Consider the following 7,387-nt stretch of genomic DNA (forward strand, 5'->3'; position numbering starts at 1 on the left):
AAACTCACGGTAGACGCGACACGGATATTATGCCGCTCCTGGTTAAGGTGAAGGCGTCAACGTGCCGTGTCCGCAGCTAATCGAGGCTCGAGGCGGGTGATGTGCCGCAACTGGTATTAGGCAACTGGTGCGCCGAAACTCCTGCATGTCGAGCTGGGCGCGACCTTCTTGGTGGGGCCCGGTATAGATGATTACCGGACATCTTCACCGCCTGTTGCGCCTGCTGACGCCGGTGGCCTCGCTGCGCACGATCGTCATCGTCGCTGCGCTGTCGGTAGTCGGGGTCGTGCTATTCCTGGGCGCCTGGGTCTGGGTCGGCATTACCAGTAACCAGTACGGCCAGCTGGATCGGCAGCTGGACTCAGTGAGCACTCTGGGCGATGTCAGCGCGTTGGGCCGCGGACCTAGCGCGGGCGCCGATCAGCCTATGCCCGACGGCATGGTGCGCACCGTACGTATCAGCGGCAGCACTGTATCGAAGCCTCGCAATATCACCTTGCCGGAATTAGCCAACGGCTACACCACAGCCACCGTGGACGGCGTTCAATACCGAATTCACACCTTCACCGCCGGCCGGGCATCTATCGCGATCGGCGCCCCAATTACCGAAGCCCGCCGGTCGATCAAACAACTGCACCTGCGGGTGCTCTTGATCTGCGGCGGCTTCATCATCGGCACCTTCATCGTCGGCTCATTTATGTGGTCGGTCATGATCAACCCCTTCCGGCTGCTGGCCCAGCATGCTCGCGCGATCAATGCTCAGTCCAACCCTGAAGAGGTGCAGGTGCACGGCGTTTGGGAGGCCGTCGAAATCGCCGAAGCGGTCGAAGGAATGCTCGCCCGGATCGGCACCGAGCAGCAACGCACCAAAGCCGCACTGGAATCCGCCCGCGACTTCGCTGCCGTCGCCTCTCACGAGCTGCGTACCCCGCTCACGGCGATGCGCACCAATTTGGAAGTGCTACACACACTCGACTTGAATGCCGAGCAACGCCAGGAGTTGACGGAAGACACCCTCCGCACGCAGAGCCGGATCGAAGCCACCCTCGCCGCCCTGGAACGGCTCGCGCAGGGTGAACTAAGCACCGCAGACGACCACGTACCCCTCGACATCACCGAACTTCTCGACCGCGCCGCTCATGACGCCATGCGGATCTATCCCGACCTCAACGTGACGTTGGTACCGTCACCCGCCGTATTGATGTTGGGCCTACCGACTGGGCTGCGGCTGGTGGTCGACAACGCCATCGGCAACGCTGTCAAACACGGCCAAGCCACCCTAGTCAAACTGTCGGCGGTCACCTCCCAGGCTGGCGTCGAGATCGTCGTGGACGACAACGGGACCGGTATACCCACGGAGGAACGTGCCGCGATGTTCGAACGATTCACCCGAGGATCGAAAGCATCGCAATCAGGCTCGGGGCTCGGGCTGGCACTCGTCGCGCAGCAAGCCGAATTACACGGTGGCACAGCCTCACTGGAGGACAGCCCCTTAGGCGGCACCCGACTACTGCTGAGACTCCCCGGCCCCGGCCGGGCCTAAGTCGGCTGTCGGGCAACCCCTTAACGTTTTCAACCAAAAAGATGGATAATCAGTCATATCCACCAGTTAGGTAGAAACCGCTGGGCGACAGTGACTTTCCCGGGATCCGAACGAGGGGAGAAGCGTCACAGTGACGAAAGTGTCTGCTGCGACGATCTGACGGACTCGCGGAAATAGACCGATGGTATGACTGGCGCAACCGCCGAGGCGACCAGATCGACATCTCCGAACGCCTGGATCGGAGCGACTTGTCGGCCGCCGATGAACCTGACGGGCGTACAACGCATTGGTCAACAGCATGATCGAAGGCTGGACACCTGATCGTCAGTACAGCGGACGGCTTGCATAGCTGTCGGAGGCGGAAATGTCCGTTATCAACCTAATCTGGGGCATTCTTACTGGGACTAACCTCATGCCGCCAGATTCATTGAGAATGCTCGAGATTCGGCGATAAGACGTTCCAGCCCCACAACCCGTTAACGTCACAGTGACGTATCGCATGCCGCGAGCCACATGTCAGACGGGCACGGCGAATCCGGTGCTGTCAGGTATTTTCGGACGGGCGCCACCGTAAGGCGAAACCGGATCGATGCCAAGTCTTCGCGGATTACTTCCAACATGTCCGGATCGGACAACGATGAAGAACATGCGAGCCGGACAACGATGAAGAACATGCGAGCCCTGCATCTGATGCGACTAGCTCACTCGTTGTGCCGATAAGCGACATTATGTCAAGTAAAGTACTCCGTTTTCACGTGTGCCACAACAATTTTCAGACCTCGAAGACAACGCGCAGTGCTTGGTCCATGGTCTGTATCTGTTCGGGGCCTATCCATTCCCTGACGAGATGAGGCGGTCATCGCGCACACTAGGACAGGCATCTGACGCCTGGAGGGCCGATACCGGAATGAGCTCGGTCGCCGAATTCGACTTCATCATCGTGGGAGCAGGCAGCGCAGGCTGCCTGCTAGCCAATCGGCTCAGCGCCAACCCTGATCGCAGTGTGCTCCTGATTGAGGCCGGCGGCAGAGATGATTGGTTCTGGATCAAGGTGCCGGTGGGCTATCTGTACACAATCGCCAACCCCCGCACCGATTGGTGCTTCACGACCGAGGCCGACCCCGGCCTGGCCGGCCGCAGCATTCACTACGCGCGGGGCCGTGTGATCGGCGGCTGCTCGTCGATCAACGCAATGATCCACATGCGCGGTCAGGCGAGCGACTACGACCTGTGGGCGCAAGCTACCGGTGACGAGAGATGGCTTTGGGGTGGTCCGGACTGTCCTGGCGAGACGCTGGCGATCTATAGAAAGTTGGAAGACTACTTCGGTGGCGCCGACGACTGGCACGGCGTCGGAGGTGAGATCCGTGTCGAGCGACCTCGTGTGCGCTGGAAGATCTTGAATGCCTGGCAGGCCGCAGCTGCCCAAGTGGGCATTGCCCCAATCGATGAGTTCAACCGGGGCGACAACGCCGGCAGTGCGTACTTTCATGTCAACCAACGGCGTGGCCGTCGCTGGTCGATGGCTGATGCTTTCTTGCATCCCATCGCCCACCGACCCAATCTCACCGTCTACACACAGACGCAGGCCTTGCGGCTTCTGATGGACGACCAGGTCCACGAGGATCAGCGTCGTGGTGCCTGGACCACGGCGCAGCTACGCGTCACCGGCCTGCGGTTTCTCAGAGGTGGCCAAATCGTCGACGTCCGAGCCCGCCGGGAGGTGATCCTGAGCGCCGGAGCTATTGGCTCGCCGCATCTGATGCAAGTCTCGGGTCTGGGCCCGGCTGGTCTGCTTGCCCAGCATCAAGTGCCGGTGGCCGTCGATCTGCCAGGAGTGGGCGAAAACCTTCAGGACCACCTGCAGCTTCGAACGGTCTACCGGGTCCGGGGTGCCCCGACCGTCAACACGCTGTACCGGAATTGGATCAGCCGTTCGGGCATGGGACTTCAGTACCTGCTGTTGCGATCGGGGCCCATGACCATGCCGCCTTCCACCCTGGGGGCTTTCACCAAGAGCGACCCCGCGCTAGGAAGTCCCGATTTGGAGTGGCATGTGCAGCCCTTGTCTTTGCCGAAGTTCGGCGAACCCCTGCACCCCTTCGGAGCGATTACTCCTTCGGTCTGCAATTTGCGACCCAGCTCGCGTGGCCATGTGCGCATGGCCAGCGCAGATCCACTGACCAACCCGAAGATTTTCTGCAATTACCTGTCGACTGACGCCGATCGTCAAACCGCCGTGAAGGGCCTCCGGATGACCCGGCAGATCATGGCGGCGCCAGCTCTGGCCCGCTACGGCCCGCAAGAGTTGCTTCCGGGCCCGCAACTTGTGAGCGACGAAGAGCTGCAGAAGGCGGCCGGTGAACTCGGTACGACTATTTTCCACCCGGTGGGCACCTGCGCGATGGGAACCTTTGACGCCCGCGGTCGGCCCCGGTCGGCCGCGACGGTACTCGACACCGACTGCCGCGTGTATCGCGTCGCCGGCCTTCGAGTGGTCGATGCGTCGGCTATGCCCACCATCATTTCCGGCAACACCAACGCGCCGGTCATGCTCATCGCAGAGCGCGCAGCGCGGGCGATTGTCGGATAAATCGGTTAACACCGAGACATCAATCCGCTTGCGCGGGGCGGCGACGCCTAAGCCGCTCCCCCGCGTCGCGCGACCGCGCCTCCTTGAGGAGGAATACGGCGGGATCGAATATGGAGGGTTACCGGTAAACTACTCTGTATTCGCGATCAGGGTGTGCCACAGCCTGTTTCGCGGATAGTAAGCGGTTCGCGCCCGTGGCGCCTCACCACGTCGTTGACCACTTGTCGCCTGCGCCTGTCGTTCAGCGCGGCCCCGACGAACTCAGAGAAGGTGTCGCCGTCTGGTAGTGGACTGGCCGATTTTCACTGCGGGTGGGTCGCCAAATAGTCGGTGACGGGGATCGGTGAGGTCGCCACGTAACCGATGGGCAGGAGCACGTCACCAGCAGTCGTGCGGTAGTAGATATCCCACCGGTAGTAGCCGGCGAACCTGGCGAGATCGGCGGCGAGCACGGCGGCGTAGTCGTTGACCGCCCGGACGTACCGGTCCCAGTTGTTGTACCGAAACAGGGCGCCGTCGTGGTCGTCGGCGAAGCCGTTGGCGGCGAGGTAGCGACCGGCCGCCATGATGCTGTCGTGCGGTGAGAGGATGTCGCCGCCGTCGCCGTAGTCGGCGAACGTCGAGGGCAAAAACTGCATGGGGCCGTGCGCGCCGGCGGGGCTCACGCCGACGATGCGGCCCAGGCCGGTTTCGATTAGGTTGATCGCCGCAAGGTAGTTCCAGCCGACGCCGGTCGCCGCCTGCGCTTCGCGGTAGTAGCGGAGCAGCACGTTGGCCGGCAACGGCGGGTCGATGCGCCACGCGGGCAGCGTGTCCTGCGGCTGGCTCGCGGCCGCCCCGGAGAGTTGCCGTTGCGCGTCGACGTTGCGGTCGTAAACGTCGAGCAGCCACGGCGGGATCCGCGGGCGGGTGATCGCGTCCCACTCGGGATGCCAACCGAGGGCGCGGTAGGCCGCTTGCTGGCGGTGCGCCGCCCCCGTTAGCAGGGCCTCCGACGACGTCGGGTCGCGCAGCGCCTGCTCGTCGACAACGAGGTCGTCCGCGAGTTGCACGGGGTCGGATGCCAGCCGCCGCGGCGCGGGCGGGAGCGCGGTCGCTGCCGTGGGCGGCGTCGCGGTCGCCGTCGGTGCGGTCGACGCGCTGGTCGATCCTGAGCAGGCGGCGAGCGCGAACGTTATCGTGACGAAGAGCAGCGTCATGCGGCAACGCATCACGCGGTCATGCGTCAACCGAGAGCGCGTAGAGTTCGCCGCACACATCCTTTCTCCTTCGTTTGCGATCCACTGTCTCCGCATCCACTACCCTGGGTGCTGTTGCTTCCGCTTTCGGCGTCTCACAGAATCACGAATCGCGTCATCAGACAAACCGAACCTTCTGCCCAGCCGAACATAGCCTTTGTTTCGGCGTCAGGGCGTTGGACACTCCACTCCCCCCTGCGTTGGGACGATGGTCTTAAACGCTCGTACATCTGGTCAGTCTCGCTGCGGCGGGAGACCGCGACGCGCGGTTAGTAGGGAATGTCGGGGGTACACCCAGTCGCGCGGCTGCGTCGCGCTGAGGTTGTCCGGCCATCGGGCGCCACGCCGTACGACGACGAGCGCCTATCTTGTTTTGCCTGCGCGCGTGTGGCGCCTCGCCGTATGAGTGGCTCGCTTTCGCCGCGACGGTGCCCGGGCCGAATACCATGGATAACCGTGATGATTGCATCAGATGCAGGATTGAGTCCTTTGGCTGTCGGAGTGGACGTGCTGCCGAATAAGCCTATGACCAGGAGTTTCCCGGTTGGATCCGCCCTACTTTGAGAATCAGCGAGAATCAACGATTGCCAGCCAACAGATAAGGTGCCGAATCCTGTTGTCCTGCAACACCAGGCGCTATCTTGGGGCAATGTTCTCCAGCTGAATTCACGTGTGAGGCCCAACTACTCTTCATCGCCGATGACGTGAACCGCTGCCTCCTCGGCGGAGGCAGCGCCTCCGTCCATACCGACGTCATTAGCCAACAGGTCTGCGTCTACGTCTTCGCCAAACCCCTGGTCCGGCGCGACAAGTCGACCTGCCCGCGCGCCTCCAACCTCATTTCGCTGCGGAAATTCGGTCTCACGCTCGGACTCGTCGGAGCGTTGCTGCTCGTCCTTGTCGAACGGGTCATATATCTGCATTGCCGGATCCGGCTCTTCCTCTGCAAGCAGCTGGTCCAAGCTCGCAGGCGTCGAGCCGAAGAAGCCACGTCCGTACGGACGCTCGGGTGGTGAGTAGCCCTCGTCGAGTACGTCGTCAACGCCGCGGTCAATGAGGGTGTCTTCTGGCTGAAGTTGGTCGTCCTCATCCACGCTGTACTCGCCTGCCGACGGTTCCATAGCGCCATCCGGAGTAATCATGACTCAACAATGTCACTACACCCCGAAAGCGTCATGGTCGCGGTCAAAGACCGCAGCCGTCGACTCCAGACTTCGATCGAAACCCCCCGGACTGGAGGCGCGCTCCAGCAATCAGCGGTCCAATGTCGACCGCTTCGTCATCCGAGCATGTGGACTCGCTCAGATGAGGCCCAGGGGGCACGGTGCGGCTGGTAAGCGTTGGCCCCCGCGCTTCAACCACTCCCCTGGAGGGACGATCAATACCACGGGATCGAATATGCAGGGTTACCAGTAAACCTCGCCGTTTTCATCAGATGAGAGGTGCGTGTGCTGCTATTCACCGGCGGCGAGTTTGTCGACCAGCGCGCCCAGCTCGCGCCAGGCCACGCGAGCAAGTTCAGGGTGGCTGCAGGGCCGCCACCCGCTCGTCACGCAGCGCGCGCAACCAATGAAACCGCCAATGTCCTCTAGGACCTAGTCGCCGAAGATCACGTGCTCTTCGGTCATGAAGACGCACGAGCGCGCGAAATCAATGAACTTCGACTCGTCCTCCATGAGGCGTTGCTGGGCCTCGAGGCTCCCCGGCGCGCCCATTCCGGCCTGAACCGCCTCGAGCGACTCCCACCACACCTCGGTGATCCCGTCGTACGGCTCGGCGCTGCCGCGGCTCTGCCTCAGAAACGCGTTCAGCTCCGGCGAGACCGTGTGGCTCTGGACGTAGCGGACCGCGCCGATCGCGTCGGCGACGCTCCGCACGAGCGGCCCGTGCTCGTCGAGCCAGTAGCGGTGGAACTCGTCTTCCGGCACGTCCTCGCGACGGCGGATGCAGTACACGAGCTTGATCATCCCGGCGACTCTACGCCGGTGGGTCGGTGTGGTCGGTACTCCGGTC

General features: G+C 62.7%; 5 protein-coding genes. 2 read left to right on the plus strand and 3 right to left on the minus strand.

Annotated elements, in window-relative coordinates; genetic code table 11:
- The first annotated feature begins 187 nt into the window (after positions 1 to 187).
- Both VNW74_RS16430 and VNW74_RS16435 read left to right on the plus strand, forming a co-directional pair.
- Positions 188 to 1,543: a HAMP domain-containing sensor histidine kinase gene (locus VNW74_RS16430; RefSeq protein ID WP_325678616.1), complete on the plus strand. Its 1,356-nt coding sequence runs from the start codon at positions 188 to 190 to the stop codon at positions 1,541 to 1,543.
- 907 nt (positions 1,544 to 2,450) lie between these two features.
- Positions 2,451 to 4,136 (plus strand): GMC family oxidoreductase, encoded by a 1,686-nt coding sequence (locus VNW74_RS16435; RefSeq protein WP_325678618.1) that lies wholly within the window; start codon positions 2,451 to 2,453, stop codon positions 4,134 to 4,136.
- Positions 4,137 to 4,438: 302 nt separating this feature from the next.
- Here VNW74_RS16435 and VNW74_RS16440 read toward each other — a convergent pair whose 3' ends face one another.
- From VNW74_RS16440 to VNW74_RS16450, 3 genes are all read right to left on the minus strand, one after another.
- On the minus strand, positions 4,439 to 5,335 hold the full coding sequence (locus VNW74_RS16440) for a lytic transglycosylase domain-containing protein (protein ID WP_325678620.1): 897 nt from the start codon (positions 5,333 to 5,335) through the stop codon (positions 4,439 to 4,441).
- Positions 5,336 to 6,057: 722 nt separating this feature from the next.
- Positions 6,058 to 6,516, minus strand: coding sequence for a DUF5709 domain-containing protein (locus VNW74_RS16445; RefSeq protein WP_325678622.1), 459 nt, complete (start codon positions 6,514 to 6,516; stop codon positions 6,058 to 6,060).
- A 453-nt stretch (positions 6,517 to 6,969) separates the two neighbouring features.
- Positions 6,970 to 7,341, minus strand: coding sequence for an EthD domain-containing protein (locus tag VNW74_RS16450; protein WP_325678624.1), 372 nt, complete (start codon positions 7,339 to 7,341; stop codon positions 6,970 to 6,972).
- Between the last annotated feature and the right edge of the window lie 46 nt (positions 7,342 to 7,387).

The sequence above is a fragment of the Mycobacterium sp. genome (assembly GCF_035570115.1).
Classification (GTDB): domain Bacteria; phylum Actinomycetota; class Actinomycetes; order Mycobacteriales; family Mycobacteriaceae; genus Mycobacterium.